Origin of the sequence: Haloactinomyces albus (assembly GCF_031458135.1) — a bacterium.
GTDB lineage: Bacteria > Actinomycetota > Actinomycetes > Mycobacteriales > Pseudonocardiaceae > Haloactinomyces > Haloactinomyces albus.
The window spans coordinates 1,152,343-1,168,719 of the sequence record NZ_JAVDXW010000001.1; the positions used below are offsets into that span (position 1 = coordinate 1,152,343).

Genomic DNA, 16,377 nt, shown 5'->3' on the forward strand with positions numbered 1-16,377 from the left:
CTCGCCTCCCGTCACTGCTCGTTCGGGGCGGCCTCACCGATGAGTTCGGCGCGAAGCTGCGAGGCCGTGGAGACCACCAGCATCAGCAATGTGCCCAACGGCGAAGCCGCCATGCCCTGAGCGGGGAACGCGTAGCGCAGAGTCACGTCCATACCACGTTCGGTGCGAACGACACCGAGCGTGCCGAACAAGCCCTGTCCGGCCCGCTCCGCCGCCGACTGGGCCAGTTTGTCGTCCTGCGGAAGATCCCACGCCACGACGCAGGTCAGGCTCAGCACCGTCAGCCCCTCGGCCAGCTGCATGGCCTGAACGGCGCAGGGCACCTCGGAGTGCCGGAACGTCAGCGCGCCGTCGTCGTCGACGTGCACATCGTGATAGGCCTCCAATGCTTCCTTGGCCGCGGTCAACAACTCCGCGGTCGTGGCTGCCTCCTGAGTCATCAATGGCCCTCCTGGGCTGGTTCGGTGGAATTCTCACCCTGCGCACTGCGATCGATCGCACCGCCGAAACGCCGGTCCCTGCGCGCATAGGCCTCACATGCGCGCCACAGGTGACGACGATCCACATCGGGAAACAGGGTGTCCTGGAACACCAGTTCCGCGTATGCGGACTGCCAGAGCAAGAAGTTCGAGGTCCGACGCTCTCCGGAGGGCCGGATGAACAGATCGACATCCGGCATCTTCGGTTGATGGAGATGGCGGGCCACGGTCCGCTCGTCGACCTTGTCCGGATTGATCTTTCCTGCGGCCGCCAACCTGGCGATCTCCCGTGCGGAATCACCGATCTCGGCACGACCGCCGTAGTTGACGCACATGGTCAGGTTCATGACCTGGTTGTTCTCGGTTCGGGACTCGGCGGAACGCAGCTCGTTGACGACACTGCGCCACAACTTCGGGCGTCGCCCTGCCCACCGCACGCGGACACCCATCTCGTCGAGCTCGTCGACCCGGCGACGGATGACGTCGCGGTTGAAGCCCATGAGGAACTTCACTTCCTCCGGACTGCGCTTCCAATTCTCGGTGGAGAAAGCATACAGCGACAACCACTGCACACCCAGTTCGATGGCGCCCTTGGCGAGTTCGAGCACCACCGCTTCACCCTGCTTGTGCCCCTCGACCCTCGGCAGGCCGCGCTCGTTGGCCCATCGCCCGTTGCCATCCATGACGACGGCGACATGGTTGGGCACCAGCTCCGGGGGAAGTTCCGGTGGCTGAGCCCCGTCCGGATGTGGATCCGGTGCCCGCACACTCGGGTCGTCCTCTCCTCGCCCACGGCGTCGCAGCATGTGTGGTGTCTCCTTCGTCCTTTGTCAGCCGAGTCCGTTGTGCACCGGCTGTTCATTCTCCCGGAGCGGACGGCTCACACCGTGGAGTGGTTGCCCGAACCGGACCGCGAGTCCGCCACGGGAGGCCAGCCTGTCCATGCCGATGGCACGGTAGAAAGCCTGAGCCCCGGTGTTGCTCGCCCGCACGCCCAGTTGCACACCGGGTGAGCCCGCACGGGCCAGCTCACCGAACAGGGTTTCCAGCAACAGTCGTCCCGCACCCTGACGCCGCGCGCTCTCCAGAAGATTGATGTGCAGGTGCGAAGGATAGGTGTCGAGATCCGTCGACAGCAGGCGGCGCGGCTGGTGCAGCAGAGTGCGGAGCTGTTCATCGGCGTCACGCATGTCGGCAGCGCAACTCGCGGGGTGACTGGCGACGAAACGCGGCGCCCACTCCAGCTGCCAACGCGCGTAGAACTCGGGGGAGTTCAACGCGGCGACGACGTATCCGAGTACGACACCGTCATCGCGTTCGGCGACGAAGGCCATCTCCGGCTGCAGCAGCAGGTAGGGGTCGGCGAACACGTAGGCGGCCAAGTGCGGATCCCGCAGGATGCCCGATGCCGGGTCCCCGGCATCCCCGGTGGCCACACAGATCCGGTGTACCGCCTCGGCATCGCGCGGTCGGTAACTGCGAACCCGCATCAGTCGAATACTTCCGAGGTGTTCGACAACGCGGTCACACCCCCGGCGAGGTCGCTGTTGTCCAGCTCCGCGGCGCGTTCCCGGATGATCTCGGGGGTTTTGCTCTCCGATCCGCGACGTTCCACCAGCGGCAACGACCGTAGTTGCCGCTCCAGGTGCCACTGCAGGTGTGCGGCCACCAGTCCACTGCCCTCGCGCCGCACCGGCTCGGTGGCGGACTCCGCCGCGGCCCAGTCACCGTGCAACAGCGCCTCCAGCAGAGGCAATGTCCGCGGCGCCGGGCGCACCGAACCCGCGGGCCTGCATTCGGGACACACCGAGCCGCCCGCGGCGACACTGAACGCTTCGTGCGTGCCCGGCGCCCCACACCGAGCGCACTCGGTCAGCGCGGGGGACCAGCCCGCGAACGACATCGCGCGCAGTACGAACGCGTCGAGCACCAGAGAGGCATCCCGCTCCCGCCCGGAGAGCGCGCGCAGGGCACCGACCACCAGCAGGTACGCCCGCAGGACCGGCTCGCCTTCTTCCGCCACGAGCCGATCGACGGTTTCCAGCACCGCGCACGCCGAGGTGTAACGCTGATAGTCGTCGACGATGCCGCCGCCGAACGCATCCAGGGTCTGCACCTGCGTGATCACGTCGAGGCTGCGCCCGGTGTGGAGCTGGACGTCCACGTGGCAGAACGGCTCCACGCGGGCACCGAATCTCGACGTCGTGCGGCGCACTCCCTTGGCCACGGCGCGCACCTTGCCGTAGCGGCGGGTCAGCAGGGTGATGATCCGATCGGCCTCGCCCAGCTTCTGCACCCGCAGCACAACCGCGGAATCCCGGTAGAGGCTCACGCCGCCATCTTCCCACTCGCGGGGAGAAGCACGGCAGCGTGCCCGAGGCAGGCCACCCAACACATCCCCACCTGTGGGGCGGTTTGTCAAGATCCACCACATTGTTTAGGTTTCCTGCCGCGACCACGGAAAGGGCATCGATGACCAACCCATACGGCCAGGGCTACTACGGCAGCCAGGGTCCGCACCAGTACGACCCGTACGGCTCCGGCTCTCCGCTGGGTTTCCCGCACAACATGCCGCCTGCTTCCGAGGCTGCCCATCCACAGGCTTCCTACCCGCAGGCAGGGGTACCCGTTTACGGCTACCTGGCGCCCTACCGGCCCACGCACTCGTTGGCGACGGCGTCGTTGATCCTGTCCCTGGCCGGTCTGGTGTGCGGGCTGCCTGCCATCGGGGGTGTGATCACCGGCCATATGGCGCGCAAGCGCATCAGGGAGGAGCCGTACTACGACGGTGCGGGAATGGCTCTCGCGGGTGTGATCATCGGGTGGATCATCACCGGCTTCATCCTCGCCTACCTGACATTCGTGATCCTGATGATGGTGGTGGCCACCACAAGCACTCTCGGATAATCGGGCACCGGCACGCAGTGCCCGAGTCTCCACGGCTCGGGACTTCACGATGCTCAGGCGCGTAGTGCGGTGAACGGCTCGAACGGCAGGTTCCGGAGCACTCCCCACGCCACCCCCGCGGTGATCAAGGCGTATCCGGAAACCCGGCCGAGTACGCCGCGCGGCCAATGGCTGCTCGCATACCCGAGTTCCCGGCGAGCCATGGCGAACAGCACCACGGCGACCAGTGGTAGCAGGATCAGCAGCGCGAAAGCGTTCAGGTCCAGGACCCTCGCGAAGTCGGCTCGCAACAGCGCACCGATCATGCGGCTACCACCGCAGAACGGGCAGTCCAGGCCGGTCACCAGGTTGAGCGGACACGGAACGGGCAACACACCGGTCCCCAGAGCGAGCCCGAGGGCACCGGTGACGGCGATCAACCGGGAGGTGCGCGGCATCCTCCCCACGGGGATGCGGGCGTACTCGAGCACTGCCCGATCACCTCTGTTCGAAAGCGCGGTCTTCCGGACGGTGCGGCCGAAGACCACGTCCGACGGATCACCACTGCTGCGGTGGCTGACCGTATCCGGGTGGCTGAGCAGGAAAGCCACCACTTGGATGACCCGGTTGGGCCGGGTAGCCCGCGTAGCCCGCGTAGCCCGGCTGACCCATCGGCGGCATAGCGGATCCCGGCTGCTCGACAGTGACCACCACGGTCCGCATGATCTTGTCCGCCCAGGTCTGGTTCTTCTCCTCCCACAGCGGTGCGAGGAATCCAACGTTGCAGGGAGCCGAGTCCAGGATGTGACAGAGCTGCCGCAGGAACGCGTTGCCGAAGCCGATGGGCCCGCCGTGGTCCTCGCTGACGGTCCTGATCTTGACGACCTGCTGGCCGATGGTCTGGCCCGTGGTCCCCCGCCGGTACGCTACGTTCCAGATACTGAACGCCGTCGATCCCAGGCTTCCGAGTAGCAGCATCACGATGAGAAATACAGTCGCGGCGGCGTCACTACCGTTACCGGCGATGAGCGAGCCGATCATGAACCCGAGAAGGATGGAAATACCGGCGGCAACTCCGGGGATGCCTCCATCCAGCAGGTACCCCAGCACGCGCGTGCCCCATTCAGCCGGCCGACCGTAAGGATGGACCACCATTCCCGGATGGCCGGGAACCCCGTAGGCCGAAGGCACACCGTACGGCGGCCCATAACCCTGCTGCCCGTACGGCTGCGGCGGCACGGGGCCGGACGGTGGGCCGTAGCCCTGCTGGCCGTGGGGCTGTTGGGGCTGGGGACCGGACGGCGGACCGCCATACGGATTGCTCACGAACGCTTCCTTCGAATTCTGCGATGCGGGCTACGGCCGACGCTGTACGCGACCGCGCAGGAACGTACCCCAGAAGCAAGCCCCGTGGTGCCGATTCCGGACGATCTCGACCAAACGGTGATCAGAATCCCAAACGGCGAAGCTGTTTCGGATCACGCTGCCACTCCTTGGCGATCTTGACATGCAGATCCAGGTAGATCTTGCTGCCCAGCAAGGCCTGGATGTGCTTGCGGGCTCCCGCCCCGACCTCGCGGAGCCGTTCACCACCCCGGCCGATGACGATCGCCTTCTGGCTCTTGCGCTCCACATAGATCACGGCATAGATGTCGATGAGGTTCTTGTGCCCCTCGCGCGGGTGCATCTCCTCGATGCCCACGGCCAGCGAGTGCGGCAGTTCGTCCCGCACCCCCTCCAGCGCCGCCTCCCGGATCAGCTCGGAGATCAACGTGGCTTCCGGCTCGTCGGTGATTTCACCGTCGGGATAGAGCTGCGGACCTTCCGGCATGTGCTGCACGAGAAGATCGGAGAGCACATCCACCTGGTACTCGTCCACGGCCGAGACGGGTACCAGATCGGCGAATTCCATCATCTCCTGCAGGGCGAGCAGTTGCTCGGCCACCTGCTCCTTGCGCACCAGGTCCGTCTTCGTGACGATGCCCACCACCGGAGTGCGCCTGGCTACCTTGGCCAGTTCCGCCGCGATGTAGCGGTCACCGGGTCCGATCTTCTCGTCGGCGGGAACGCAGAACCCCACCACATCGACCTCGGACCACGTCTCGTGCACGAGGTCGTTGAGACGCTCGCCGAGCAGTGTACGTGGCCGGTGAACACCGGGGGTGTCCACGATGACCAGCTGGGCGTCCGGGCGGTGCACGATGCCGCGGATCGCGTGTCGCGTCGTCTGCGGCTTGCTGGAGGTGATCGCCACCTTCGTGCCGACGAGCGCGTTGGTCAGCGTGGACTTGCCTGCGTTGGGGCGGCCGACGAAACAGGCGAACCCGGAGCGGTGCGTTTCGGTTGAGCTGGTCACGTCACCCATTGTCGCTGGTCGCCTCAGCGGGTTCGGGCGGCGGTGCACATCGAGCCCAGGAGCGTCTGGTGGCTGATCCAGCCCACCAGCCCGCTCTCGTCGGCATCGAGCACCGGCAAGCCGGTTCCTTCCGCTTGCACGAGGACATCCAGCGCGTCCACCAGCTTCATCGTGGTCGTCACCGTGGGCGGGAGTTCGGCGAGCTCGCCGACGGTCTCCTCGAGGCGCTCGCCGTCACCGAGCACCTCGGCAACCGCGCGGGCCGTCACGCAGCCCCGGTACTGCCCCGCATCATCGACCACGGGCAACACGGCGTGCCCGGAGCGAGCCAGCAGCTCGCTGGCTTCCCGAGGTGCCGTGGCGGCAGGAATCCTGTCCGGAAGTTCCTCCATGACCGTACCCACCATCCGATCCGGCAGCTTGCCCCGCCGATTCCGGGCGTCCAGGTCGATGCCGCGGCGCCGGAGCTTGGCCGTGTAGACGGTGTCGCTGCTGATCGTGCGGCTGACCAGGGTCGCGACCACGACGGCCAGCATCAGCGGCAGGATGATCGAGTACTGCCCGGTGAGCTCGAACAGCACGATCACACCGGTGATCGGCGCCCTGGTCGCACCGGCGAATGCCGCACCCATCCCGATCAGCCCGTAGGTGCCGGGCGAGCCCGCCATTCCGGGCAGGAGTTCGTGCGCCACCATGCCGAAGGCGGTGCCCCCCATCGCCCCGATGAACAGCGACGGCGCGAACACGCCACCGGAACCACCGATACCGATGGTCAGGCTGGTGGCCAGCATCTTGCCGAACAACAGCAGCACGAGAAAGGCGATCGTGTAGCTGCCGGAGATCGCGTTGCCGAACACCGGGTAGCCGACGCCGTACATCTGCGGCAGGACCAGCAGCAGCAGTCCCAGCAGCAGGCCACCCACCGCGGGACGCAGCCATTCCGGACCTCGCCACACCCGGTCGCACAGATCCTCGACGGCATACAGGACCTTGTTGAACAGCACCCCCGAAGCACCGATGAGCACGCCGAGCAGCGCGAACAGCAGGAACTGCGAGGGGTTGTGCAGCTGAAAGGCCGGTAGGGACAGGAACGCTTCGTTGCCCATCACCGCACGGCCGACCACGCTGGCCGTCACGCTGGCCAGCACCACCGCGCCGAACGACTCGACCGTGAAGCTCTGCAGGATCAGCTCCATCGCGAAGAACGGCCCGGCCAGCGGCGCGTTGAACGTGGCCGCGATCCCGCCGGCCGCCCCACAGGCGACGAGGATCCGCAGGCGATGTTCGGTGAGCTTGGTCAGGCGCCCGAACGTGGACCCCAGTGCGGCGCCGATCTGCACGATCGGCCCTTCCCTGCCGACGGAGCCGCCGGAGCCGATGCACAGTGCCGAAGCGAGTGCTTTGACGAGACTGACCTGCGGTTTGATGCGGCCGCCGCGCTCGGCCACCGAGTACATCACCTCGGGGACACCGTGTCCGCGTGCCTCGCTGGCGAAGCACTGCACCAGGGGGCCGTAGATCAGGCCCGCCACGGCGGGGGCCAGCACCAGAAACCAGACGCCCAGTCCCGGCAGCCAGGGATGGGCCGCGCCCGGGGTGGCGGCGTAGTCGGTGTGTCCCGAAAACAGCAGGGTCGCCTGGGTGATCAGCCAGCGGAAGGCGATGGCGCCGAGTCCGGCGCCGGCACCGATCACGAGTGCGAGGGCCACCAGGCCACTGCCGCGTTCTCGTAGCCAGATGCCGAGCGGACGCCGTACTGGTACGGGGATCATTCCGTCTCTCCCCCCAGTTTCGGTCGAAACCACTTTTGCATTATGCAAATCTTGCACGCTGCGGGTCAATGTGACAATAGTGACATGACCGAGGATGTCCCGCCGAACGGCGATGAGGTGGACGCGATCACCGAGACCGTGCTGACCGCCTCCCGGCTGCTGGTGGGCGTTTCGGCGAAGTCGGTGGCAGCCGTGGCCGGGTCGATCAGCCTGCCCCAGTTCCGCCTGTTGGTCGCTCTGGGCTCACGGGGACCGCTGAAACTGGTCGCCCTGGCCGAGCTTCTCGGTGTGAATCCCTCCACCGCGACGCGCACCGTGGATCGGCTGGTCAGCGCCGGATGGGCGGAGCGCAACAGTAATCCGGTATCGCGGCGCGAGATCACGGTGGGGCTCACCAAGTCCGGGCGGGAACTGGTGGACCAGGTCACCGACTATCGCAGGCGCGAGATCGCCGCCATCGTGCAGCGGATGCCCGTGCGGCGCCGCGAGGAACTGGCCGAAGCTCTTCAGGCGTTCACCGAGGCCGGCGAGGAACCGCCGCCCCGCACCTCGCCCTACGACGCGGGGCTGACCAAGTGGGACTAGAGGGTGCCTGGTTGATCTTGCTTCCGGCCGGGGTTGGCCAATTTCTCGCGAAATTGACCGACCCCACGCAAGCCGACAAAGCAGGTCCTAAACCCGGGCGACGACCTCGCCGTGGCGATCGGCCCGGAAGACCGGAGCACTCGCACCGAGGTCCCGCACGACCGCCACGGAATCCGCATCGACCTCGGTCGCATCGGTGACGACGGCCGCGGCCTCCAGCCCTTCGGCACCACTGGCGACCGCATTGGCCACCGCCGCCTGCAGTGCGGTCAGACGCAGCGAGGACAGAGACACGGTGCACGCGGCATAGGTTCGACCATCGGTGTCCCGCACCGCAGCTCCCTCGGCCGCACCGACCCGCGCACGCGCCGAGCGCGCCAGCGTCACGATCTTGGCATCCTCCGGGTCGAGCTCGTGCGGCATCGTTCCCTCGACGTTGTCAGCCACGGCCGGCATGTCCTTCCTGCTCGGCACCGCACAGCGGTGCGTTTTCCTCGTTCGCACAGCGCACCAGGAGCGCGTTGATCCGGATGCGCCCGCGGTGGTCCTTGCCTCCCTCGGCACGCAACCGAAGTCCGGAGATCTCCGCTTCGGCGCCGGGCAACGGGACACGACCCAGCCGCTGCGCGAGCAGGCCACCGGCCGTTTCGACGTCGGAATCGTCGAACTCGACACCGAACAGCGAACCGAAGTCCTCCACCGGCAACCGGGAGCTCACCCGCACCACGCCGTCCTCCAGCCGCTCGATCGGCCGGTACTCCTCACGGTCGGACTCGTCGGTGATCTCACCGACGATCTCCTCGATGATGTCCTCGATCGTGAGCAGACCCGCAGTTCCGCCGTACTCGTCCACCGCGACCGCCATGTGGCTGTGGGAGAGCTGCATCTCCCGGAGCAGCTCGTCGAGCCGCTTCGAGTCGGGCACGAAGCTCGCCGGACGCATGAGCTGGGCCACCCCCGGCCCGGCATCGTGGAGATTGCCGCGCTCCACCATCACCCCGGCCAGGTCCTTCAGAGTGACCACGCCGACGATGTCGTCCACGCTCTCGCCGATCACGGGAACGCGGGAAAAGCCCGAACGCAAGGACAATGCGAGCGCCTGTCGCACCGACTTGGTGTGCTCGATCCAGATGACCTCGGTGCGCGGCACCATCACCTCACGGGCGGTGGTGTCCCCCAGCTCGAACACCGAGTGGATCATCTCGCGTTCGCCCGCCGCGACAACCCCGCGCTCACCGGCGAGATCCACCAGCTCGCGCAGCTCGACCTCCGAGGAGAACGGACCCTCGCGAAAACCGCGACCCGGTGTGATCGCGTTACCGATGAGAATGAGCAACCGGGTCAACGGGTTGAGCAGCCGGGCGAGGACGCGCACCGGAGCGGCGATCACCAGCCCCAGACCGTACGGATGCTGGCGTCCGATCGTACGAGGTCCGACACCGACCAGTACGTAGGAGACCAGCAGCATGGTCACGATCGCGGACAGCACCGCCCATCCGGACGAGGCGGTCATGCCCAGCACGACGACGGTCACCAGCACGGTGGCGCTCAACTCGCACGCCAGGCGCAACAGCAGAAGCAGGTTGATGTACCGGGGCCGCTCGGTAAGTACCAGCGCGAACTGCTTGGCACCACCACGGCCCTCGCGAACGAGTTCGTCGACCCGCGCCCGGGATGCGGTTCCGATCGCCGCGTCCGCCGCGGCGAACACACCCGCTGCCACCACCAGCAGCACCGCCCATATCAGCGGCACGGTAATACCGGAGAACACCGTCGTCGCCCTAGTTCACACTGCCGTGGTCGGCCGCGGACTCGTCCGAGTCGTCCAACCCCACCGTGCCGAGCACGCGCGAGTCGGCGTCGCGCTGCTGAGCCACCCGATCGGCATCGGCCTTGGCCTGTCGAAAATCGGCCAGGATCCGATTCTGCAACGAGAACATCTCGCGTTCTTCTTCGGGCTCCGCGTGGTCGTAGCCCAGCAGATGCAGAACCCCGTGCACCGTCAGCAGATACAGCTCGTCGGGCAGGCTGTGCCCGGCCTTGCGTGCCTGGTCCTTGGCGAACGCCGGGCACAGCACGATGTCACCGAGCAGCGCGGCTCCGGAATCGCCGCCTGCGGAGTCATTGCCCGAGGAGGTGCGCTCCGAGTCGTACTCGTCCATCGGAAACGCCATCACGTCGGTGGGCCCCTCGAGGTCCATCCACCGCTCGTGCAGATCGGCCATCACGTCGAGTTCGACGAGCACGATCGACAACTCCGCGAGCTGGCTGACACCCATCCTGTCCAGCGCATACCGGGCCGCCGAAACGATCGCGGTTTCCTGCACCTCGACGGAGGACTCGTTGGCGATCTCGATACTCATGTGCGCCCCCGTCGCTGCCCGTGCCCGGCACGCTGACCATCGCGTTCTCCGCCACGCTCACCGCCACGCCTGCCGGAATCCTGTTCACCGCCGTTGTCCCCGCGCTCCTCCGAGGCCTGCCAACGGTCGTAGGCGTTGACGATGTCGGTCACCAGCCGGTGCCGGACCACGTCCTGACTGTCCAGCACGCTGAAGTGCACATCCTCGACACCATCGAGGATCTCCCGCACGACCTTGAGACCACTGCGCTGACCACCGGGCAGATCGATCTGGGTGACGTCGCCGGTCACCACGATCTGGGAACCGAAGCCCAGCCGGGTCAGAAACATCTTCATCTGCTCGGGCGTGGTGTTCTGCGCCTCGTCCAGAATGATGAACGCGTCGTTGAGCGTACGGCCACGCATGTACGCCAGCGGCGCGACCTCGATGGTGCCCGCCTGGGTCAGCCGGGGGACCGACTCGGGATCGATCATGTCGTGCAGGGCGTCGTAGAGCGGCCGCAGGTACGGATCGATCTTCTCGTACAACGTGCCCGGCAGGTAACCGAGCCGTTCACCGGCCTCCACGGCGGGGCGGATGAGAATGATCCGGTTGACCTGCTTGGCCTGCAGCGCCTGCACGGCCTTGGCCATGGCCAAGTAGGTCTTACCGGTACCTGCGGGTCCGATGCCGAAGACCACGGTGTGCTCGTCGATCGCATCGACATAGCGCTTCTGGTTGGCGGTTTTCGGACGGATGGTACGTCCACGCCGCGAGACGATGTCCAGGGTCAGAACATCGGCGGGCGACTCACCGTGCTCGGCGGAGAGCATCGCCACGCTGCGACGTACGACATCCGGGCTCACCGGGTTACCCCGGGAGACGAGCGTGGTGAGTTCATCGAACACCCGTTCGGCGAAGGCGACGTCCGCGGAGGCGCCGGAGAGGGTCACCTCATTGCCACGGACGTGCACATCGGCGTCGATCGAATCCTCGATGACCCGGAGGTTCTCGTCCCGGGTTCCCAGCAACGCCAGGATGGCGTTGTCGGGGACGGTCACCGTCGATTGTGCTTGTGCGGTCTGGGTCGGCTGCTGGTCTCCGGACTGGGCTGCGGCCCCACCCGCTGCGATTCCGGCCACGTGCTTTCGGGCCTACTTCCTGCGCGTGCGCGCGAGTCGATTCTTCATTGTCGTCGCCACCGATGGTAGAGCAACCCGCAACGCTCTCGCCGGTTGCGCACAACCTCCACCGGGCCTGCACAGCAAGCCGGGTGGCCGTTTTTATTCCGGAACCGGCCCGTCCACGAGCCCACCGAGGGGACGGCCCCCCAGAAGATGCAGGTGCACGTGGAAAATCGTCTGGCCGGCATCGGCGTTGGTGTTGAACAGCGTCCGGTAGCCGGACTCCGCCACACCGTCGCTCTCCGCGATCTCACCCGCGAGCCGGAACAGTTCGGCCAACAAGGTCGGATCCTGGGCGGCCAGTTCCGTGGCGTTGCGGTAACGCACCTTCGGCGCGAGGAGCACGTGCGTGGGCGCTTGTGGATTGACGTCACGGATCGCGATCACGTGGTCGGTGTCGCGAACCACCTCCGCTGGAATCTCCCCGGCGATGATCCGCTGGAACAGGGACTCGGCATCGCTGTCGCTCATGCCCGGCAGGTTATCCCAACACGCTCTCCGACTGCGCCACGAACGCGCAAGGAACGAAACCCCGCTGCACGCGCCCGCCCCGGGCTCACCGATGGTGACCGCTCCGGGACGACCACCTGTCCGTCAGCACTCCCAGCGCTCCGAGTGCCACCGCTGCGGCCGTGGAGGCCCGCAGCACCGACGGCCCGAGGCGGACCGGCTGCGCACCCGCTGCGCTCAGGGTGGCGAGCTCGTCGGCGCTCACTCCCCCTTCGGGACCGACGACGACCACGAGCTCGCCTTCCTCCGGAAGCTTCACCTCCGGCAGAGAGGCCTCCGCGGCCTCGTGCAACACCACGGCCGCATCCACCTGACGCACCAGCTCGGCCAACTCCCGAGTCCCGCGCGGCTCGTCGACCTCGGGAACCCACGGTCGCCGCGCCTGCTTCGCGGACTGCGCGGCGGCATTGCGCCAACGTCCCAACGCCTTGGCACCACGCGGGCCGTCATCCCACTTCGCCACGGAACGGCCTGCACGCCAGGGCGTCACCGCATCCACACCGGCTTCGGTCGCCAGCTCCACGGCCAGTTCCCCGCGCTCCCCCTTGATCAGAGCCTGCGCCAGACGCACCCGGAGGTTCGGAGCAGGCACATGCCATGTGTGCTCCACAGCGAGGCGCAGCATGTCCCGCCCGGTTTCCAGCACTGCGCAGCGGGCGAAACCGCCGCGACCGTCGGAAAGCTGCAAGTGCTCACCGGCACGCAGTCTGCGCACGGTCGCGGCGTGCTTGCCCTCCGGGCCGTCGAGCGTGGTTTCGGTCCCGTCCGGCAACTCGGACACCGAGAACACCGGCAGCGATGATGACACCGACGCCCCCTCACGCACCGTAGGAACAGACCTCAGCGGTGACCGAACGAGCGGAAACGCGAGAACAGGCCACTGCGGTGACCATTGCCGTTCGCGGTGACCGTCGGCTCGGGCTGTTCCTCACCACGCGCGGTCGCGAGTTGACGAAGCAGGTCACTCTGCTGCTCATCCAACTTCGTGGGAACCACCACATCGAGATGAACGTGCAGGTCACCGTGGCCGCTGACGCGTCCGTTCGACCGCAGCTTCGGCAGGCCCTGGCCGCTGAGCACATGCTCGGTCCCGGGCTGGGTGCCGGGCTCGACGATCAGTTCCTCGTGGCCGTCGAGAGTGTCGAGACCGACGGTGGTCCCCAGCGCCGCGGCCGTCATCGGCACCTCCACTGTGCAGTGCAGGTCGGCGCCGTCCCGGACAAACCGATCGTGCGTCTGCTCCTCGACCTCGACGAACAGGTCCCCCGGCGGGCCACCTCCGGGGCCGACCTCGCCTTCGCCTGCCAGCCGCACACGCATGCCGTCGCCGACACCCGCGGGAATCTTGACCGTGATCGTGCGACGTGCCCGGACCCGGCCGTCACCACCGCACTGCTGGCACGGGTCGGTGATGACCTCACCGAAGCCGCGGCAGACCGGGCAGGGACGCGAGGTCATGACCTGACCCAGGAACGAACGCTGGACGGACTGGACCTCACCACGCCCGTCACAGGTGTCACACGTCGACGGGGCGCTGCCCGCGCGCGAGCCTCCGCCGTCGCAGGTGTCGCACATCACCGCCGTGTCCACGGTGATGTCGCGGTTGACGCCGCTGGCGCAGTCCTCGAGTGTGAGTTCCAGCCGCAGCAAGGCATCGGACCCCTGCTGGACCCGGCTGCGCGGGCCGCGGCCGCCGCCACCGGCGGCACCGCCCCCGCCACCGAAGAACGCGTCCATGATGTCGCCGAGGCCACCGAAGCCCGCGAACGGATCTCCGCCGCCTCCACCGGCGCCGCCGCTGCTGTCCAGCGGGTCACCACCGAGATCGACGACCTGACGCTTCTTCGGATCGGACAGCACCTCGTAGGCGTTGGTTACCTCCTGGAACCGCTGCTGGGCACCGTCCTCCTGGTTGACGTCGGGGTGTAGCTCCCTGGCGAGTTTGCGGTAAGCCCGCTTGATCTGCTCCGGCGTAGCATCCTTGGCCACCCCGAGGGTCCCGTAGTAGTCCCTGGCCACCTTGTGCGTTCTTCCTCTGCTCGTTCGACAGGTACCGGAGACTTCCGGTCCGATCGGTGGTTGTCCGACCCATCGGGTCGCCGTCACCGGCCGGCCAGAATCTCTCCCACGTAGGCGGCAACGGCACGAACCGCTGCCATCGTTCCCGGATAGTCCATCCGGGTGGGGCCGACCACACCCAAGCCCCCCAGCACCATCCCATGCGTGCCGTAGCCGGTGGACACCACCGAGGTCGTCTGCATTTCCTCGGCCTCGTTCTCCATCCCGATGTGCACCGTGATGGTGTCGGAGTCACGGGCGGCCGCCAGCAGTTTCAGCACCACCACCTGCTCCTCGAGCGCCTCGAGAACCTGCCGCAGCGATCCGGGGAAGTCGGCGACGTTGCGGGTCAGGTTGGGGGTGCCACCGAGCACCATCCGTTCTTCGGGTTGTTCCACCAGGGTCTCGATGAGCACGCTGCAGACTCTGGTCATGGTGTCGCGCAACTCCGGGGGCGCCTGCTCGGGAAGTTCGGCAACCGATGCCGAGGCATCGGCCAGCCGCTTCTCGGCCATGGCGGAGTTGAGCACGGTGCGGAGCCGGGACACATCCTCTTCGCTGGTCACGTCCCCGAGGTCGACCATACGCTGATCAACGCGCCCCGTATCGGTAATCAGGACCAGCATCAACCGCGCAGGGGTGATGGTGACCACCTCGACGTGGCGCACCGTGGAGTGCGCCAGGGTCGGGTACTGGACGACCGCGACCTGCTGGGTCAACTGGGCGAGCAGGCGCACGCTCCGGCGCATCACGTCGTCGAGATCCAGAGCACCTTCGAGGAACGCCTGGATCGCCCGGCGTTCCGCCGGGGTCAGCGGCTTGATCTCGTGCAGCCGGTCGACGAACAACCGATATCCCTGGTCGGTGGGGATCCGGCCCGCGCTGGTGTGGGGCTGGACGATGAGCCCCTCCTCTTCGAGGACCGCCATGTCGTTGCGCACCGTAGCACTGGACACACCGAGATTGTGCTGCTCGACGAGCGTCTTGGAACCGACCGGTTCGTGTGTGGACACGTAGTCGGCAACGATCGCACGCAGCACCTCGAAGCGGCGTTCGTCCGCGTTCACCGCGTCACCTCCTCCTCGGTGCGTCCGCCCGCATGAGCGCCTGCCCGCAGGAACACTTGCCCGCAGGAACACCTGCCGGGAGACAGCCACTCGGGCGCCTGTCCGGCAGATGCCCACTCGGGCGCCTGCCTGCGTGGGCGCTTGCCTGCGTGGGCGCTTGCCACCACGGCCGGACAGGATACCTGCTCCGCCCATCCAGTTTACGGTCTTGCTGCAGCGAACCCGAGGAGATCGCAGTACGGTTCACGCCCGGGCCGGTGCACTCCGGGGAAGCGATAGCCTCGGCGCAGCGCGCCGGACTCGGCACCAGGACGGCAACAACGGCGACAAACGAGGCCGCACCGACCCGGAGGTATCGCCGACCGTGATCTTCAAGGACGTCCGCGAAGGTCGGCCCTACCCCGACCACAACCTGTCCACCAAGGACTGGTCTCGGATCCCGCCCCGACAGGTGCGGCTGGAACAGCTCGTCACCACGACCACGGTGCTCAAGCTTGATCGCCTGCTCAGTTCGGATTCGACCTTCTTCGGCGACTTGTTCCCCCATGCCGTGCAGTGGCACGGGGAGCTCTACCTCGAGGACGGCCTGCATCGTGCGCTGCGCGCCGCCCTGCACCAGCGCAGCGTTCTGCACGCCCGCGTTCTCGAACTCGACGCCGTACTCCGAAAGGCACCTTCTACGTTTTCGTAGCACTTTCTCCCCATGAGTGAGGTGCCCGTGCGCGTGCTCAACCAAGAGACCTCGACCGTCCTCGGCAGAGTGAAGCAGGGCGAGGAAATCGACATCACGGAACGCGGCGTCGTCATCGGCCGGATCGTGCCCGCGGCGCCGGACCGCTTCGGCGCTCTCATCTCCGCGGGCAAGCTGCATCCGGCCACCGTAGGCGGGCGGATCCCCGTGCCGTCCGGGCCACCGCCGCCGCATACTCCTCGACCACACTCCGCTCTCCCGACGCGATCCACGTTGCTACGGCGCAGGCGGTCTTCGGTGCCGAGCCGACCGCATTCGTCACCTATGACCGCAAGCTTCTCGACGCCGCCACCGAGATCGGCCTTCCGGCCGCTTCCCCCGGAATGTGAGAAGCCACTCCACGTCGAGCACTTCGGTACCAATACTGGCCCCACTACCGGTACCATG

General features: G+C 67.2%; 19 protein-coding genes. 3 read left to right on the forward strand and 16 right to left on the reverse strand.

All coding sequences use genetic code 11. The annotated features are described in order from the left end of the window. Positions 1–11: 11 nt before the first annotated feature. Genes JOF55_RS05335 through recO form a run of 4 tightly spaced genes read right to left on the reverse strand, consistent with a single transcriptional unit; the run spans position 12 to position 2,811 of the window. The gene (locus tag JOF55_RS05335; RefSeq protein ID WP_310270437.1) at positions 12–440 is read right to left on the reverse strand and encodes a hypothetical protein; all 429 of its coding nucleotides are present in this window, start codon (positions 438–440) and stop codon (positions 12–14) included. Continuing rightward, positions 440–1,285 (reverse strand): isoprenyl transferase, encoded by an 846-nt coding sequence (locus JOF55_RS05340; RefSeq protein ID WP_310270438.1) that lies wholly within the window; start codon positions 1,283–1,285, stop codon positions 440–442. Before JOF55_RS05340 ends, JOF55_RS05335 begins: the two co-directional genes overlap by 1 nt. Before the next feature lie 24 nt (positions 1,286–1,309). Next, complete coding sequence (locus tag JOF55_RS05345) at positions 1,310–1,969, reverse strand: GNAT family N-acetyltransferase (RefSeq protein ID WP_310270440.1); 660 nt, start codon at positions 1,967–1,969, stop codon at positions 1,310–1,312. Then, positions 1,969–2,811, reverse strand: coding sequence for a DNA repair protein RecO (recO, locus tag JOF55_RS05350; protein ID WP_310270442.1), 843 nt, complete (start codon positions 2,809–2,811; stop codon positions 1,969–1,971). The genes JOF55_RS05345 and recO overlap by 1 nt, the downstream gene beginning before the upstream one ends. 140 nt (positions 2,812–2,951) lie before the next feature. On the opposite strand from recO, the gene JOF55_RS05355 reads away from it, so the two are divergent. After that, positions 2,952–3,386 carry a DUF4190 domain-containing protein gene (locus JOF55_RS05355; RefSeq protein ID WP_310270444.1) on the forward strand — a complete coding sequence of 145 codons (435 nt, stop codon included), beginning with the start codon at positions 2,952–2,954 and terminating at the stop codon, positions 3,384–3,386. Between the two features lie 53 nt (positions 3,387–3,439). Here the strand turns inward: JOF55_RS05355 and JOF55_RS05360 are convergent, their stop codons facing one another. The 4 genes from JOF55_RS05360 to JOF55_RS05375 all read right to left on the reverse strand — a co-directional run bounded on the left by JOF55_RS05360 (position 3,440) and on the right by JOF55_RS05375 (position 7,493). Further along, complete coding sequence (locus JOF55_RS05360; protein ID WP_310270445.1) at positions 3,440–3,856, reverse strand: DUF2752 domain-containing protein; 417 nt, start codon at positions 3,854–3,856, stop codon at positions 3,440–3,442. Positions 3,857–3,923: 67 nt separating this feature from the next. After that, complete coding sequence (locus JOF55_RS05365; protein WP_310270447.1) at positions 3,924–4,691, reverse strand: RDD family protein; 768 nt, start codon at positions 4,689–4,691, stop codon at positions 3,924–3,926. 121 nt (positions 4,692–4,812) lie between these two features. Further along, positions 4,813–5,730 (reverse strand): GTPase Era, encoded by a 918-nt coding sequence (era, locus tag JOF55_RS05370; protein ID WP_374727230.1) that lies wholly within the window; start codon positions 5,728–5,730, stop codon positions 4,813–4,815. 14 nt (positions 5,731–5,744) lie between these two features. Beyond that, positions 5,745–7,493 carry a chloride channel protein gene (locus JOF55_RS05375; protein WP_310270451.1) on the reverse strand — a complete coding sequence of 583 codons (1,749 nt, stop codon included), beginning with the start codon at positions 7,491–7,493 and terminating at the stop codon, positions 5,745–5,747. Positions 7,494–7,577: 84 nt separating this feature from the next. Between JOF55_RS05375 and JOF55_RS05380 the strand changes: the two genes are divergently transcribed. Then, positions 7,578–8,078: a MarR family winged helix-turn-helix transcriptional regulator gene (locus tag JOF55_RS05380; protein WP_310270454.1), complete on the forward strand. Its 501-nt coding sequence runs from the start codon at positions 7,578–7,580 to the stop codon at positions 8,076–8,078. An 87-nt stretch (positions 8,079–8,165) separates the two neighbouring features. Here JOF55_RS05380 and JOF55_RS05385 read toward each other — a convergent pair whose 3' ends face one another. The 8 genes from JOF55_RS05385 to hrcA form a co-directional block, all read right to left on the reverse strand. Then, entirely contained in the window at positions 8,166–8,534 is a 369-nt protein-coding gene (locus tag JOF55_RS05385) for a cytidine deaminase-like protein (protein ID WP_374727231.1), read from the reverse strand. Next, positions 8,518–9,849: a hemolysin family protein gene (locus tag JOF55_RS05390; protein WP_310270458.1), complete on the reverse strand. Its 1,332-nt coding sequence runs from the start codon at positions 9,847–9,849 to the stop codon at positions 8,518–8,520. The genes JOF55_RS05385 and JOF55_RS05390 overlap by 17 nt, the downstream gene beginning before the upstream one ends. A gap of 10 nt (positions 9,850–9,859) precedes the next feature. After that, positions 9,860–10,441 carry an rRNA maturation RNase YbeY gene (gene ybeY / locus JOF55_RS05395; RefSeq protein WP_310270460.1) on the reverse strand — a complete coding sequence of 194 codons (582 nt, stop codon included), beginning with the start codon at positions 10,439–10,441 and terminating at the stop codon, positions 9,860–9,862. After that, a complete protein-coding gene (locus JOF55_RS05400) occupies positions 10,438–11,562 on the reverse strand; it encodes a PhoH family protein (protein ID WP_310270462.1) in 1,125 nt (374 codons plus the stop codon). Before JOF55_RS05400 ends, ybeY begins: the two co-directional genes overlap by 4 nt. Before the next feature lie 141 nt (positions 11,563–11,703). Further along, the gene (locus tag JOF55_RS05405; protein WP_310270464.1) at positions 11,704–12,075 is read right to left on the reverse strand and encodes a histidine triad nucleotide-binding protein; all 372 of its coding nucleotides are present in this window, start codon (positions 12,073–12,075) and stop codon (positions 11,704–11,706) included. A gap of 85 nt (positions 12,076–12,160) precedes the next feature. Next, entirely contained in the window at positions 12,161–12,922 is a 762-nt protein-coding gene (locus JOF55_RS05410) for a 16S rRNA (uracil(1498)-N(3))-methyltransferase (protein ID WP_310270466.1), read from the reverse strand. 32 nt (positions 12,923–12,954) lie between these two features. Further along, a complete protein-coding gene (gene dnaJ / locus JOF55_RS05415; RefSeq protein WP_310270468.1) occupies positions 12,955–14,133 on the reverse strand; it encodes a molecular chaperone DnaJ in 1,179 nt (392 codons plus the stop codon). Between the two features lie 83 nt (positions 14,134–14,216). After that, positions 14,217–15,239 (reverse strand): heat-inducible transcriptional repressor HrcA, encoded by a 1,023-nt coding sequence (gene hrcA, locus JOF55_RS05420; protein WP_310270470.1) that lies wholly within the window; start codon positions 15,237–15,239, stop codon positions 14,217–14,219. Positions 15,240–15,603: 364 nt separating this feature from the next. Between hrcA and JOF55_RS05425 the strand changes: the two genes are divergently transcribed. Further along, positions 15,604–15,930, forward strand: coding sequence for a type II toxin-antitoxin system VapB family antitoxin (locus tag JOF55_RS05425; RefSeq protein ID WP_310270471.1), 327 nt, complete (start codon positions 15,604–15,606; stop codon positions 15,928–15,930). Positions 15,931–16,377: the final 447 nt, after the last annotated feature.

Coding starts and splice junctions, on each gene's coding strand:
- JOF55_RS05335 (WP_310270437.1), bottom strand. CDS start 440: ATGACTCAGGAGGCAGCCACGACCGCGGAGTTGTTGACCGCGGCCAAG.
- JOF55_RS05340 (WP_310270438.1), bottom strand. CDS start 1,285: ATGCTGCGACGCCGTGGGCGAGGAGAGGACGACCCGAGTGTGCGGGCA.
- JOF55_RS05345 (WP_310270440.1), bottom strand. CDS start 1,969: ATGCGGGTTCGCAGTTACCGACCGCGCGATGCCGAGGCGGTACACCGG.
- JOF55_RS05355 (WP_310270444.1), top strand. CDS start 2,952: ATGACCAACCCATACGGCCAGGGCTACTACGGCAGCCAGGGTCCGCAC.
- era (WP_374727230.1), bottom strand. CDS start 5,730: ATGGGTGACGTGACCAGCTCAACCGAAACGCACCGCTCCGGGTTCGCC.
- JOF55_RS05375 (WP_310270451.1), bottom strand. CDS start 7,493: ATGATCCCCGTACCAGTACGGCGTCCGCTCGGCATCTGGCTACGAGAA.
- JOF55_RS05380 (WP_310270454.1), top strand. CDS start 7,578: ATGACCGAGGATGTCCCGCCGAACGGCGATGAGGTGGACGCGATCACC.
- JOF55_RS05385 (WP_374727231.1), bottom strand. CDS start 8,534: ATGCCGGCCGTGGCTGACAACGTCGAGGGAACGATGCCGCACGAGCTC.
- ybeY (WP_310270460.1), bottom strand. CDS start 10,441: ATGAGTATCGAGATCGCCAACGAGTCCTCCGTCGAGGTGCAGGAAACC.
- JOF55_RS05405 (WP_310270464.1), bottom strand. CDS start 12,075: ATGAGCGACAGCGATGCCGAGTCCCTGTTCCAGCGGATCATCGCCGGG.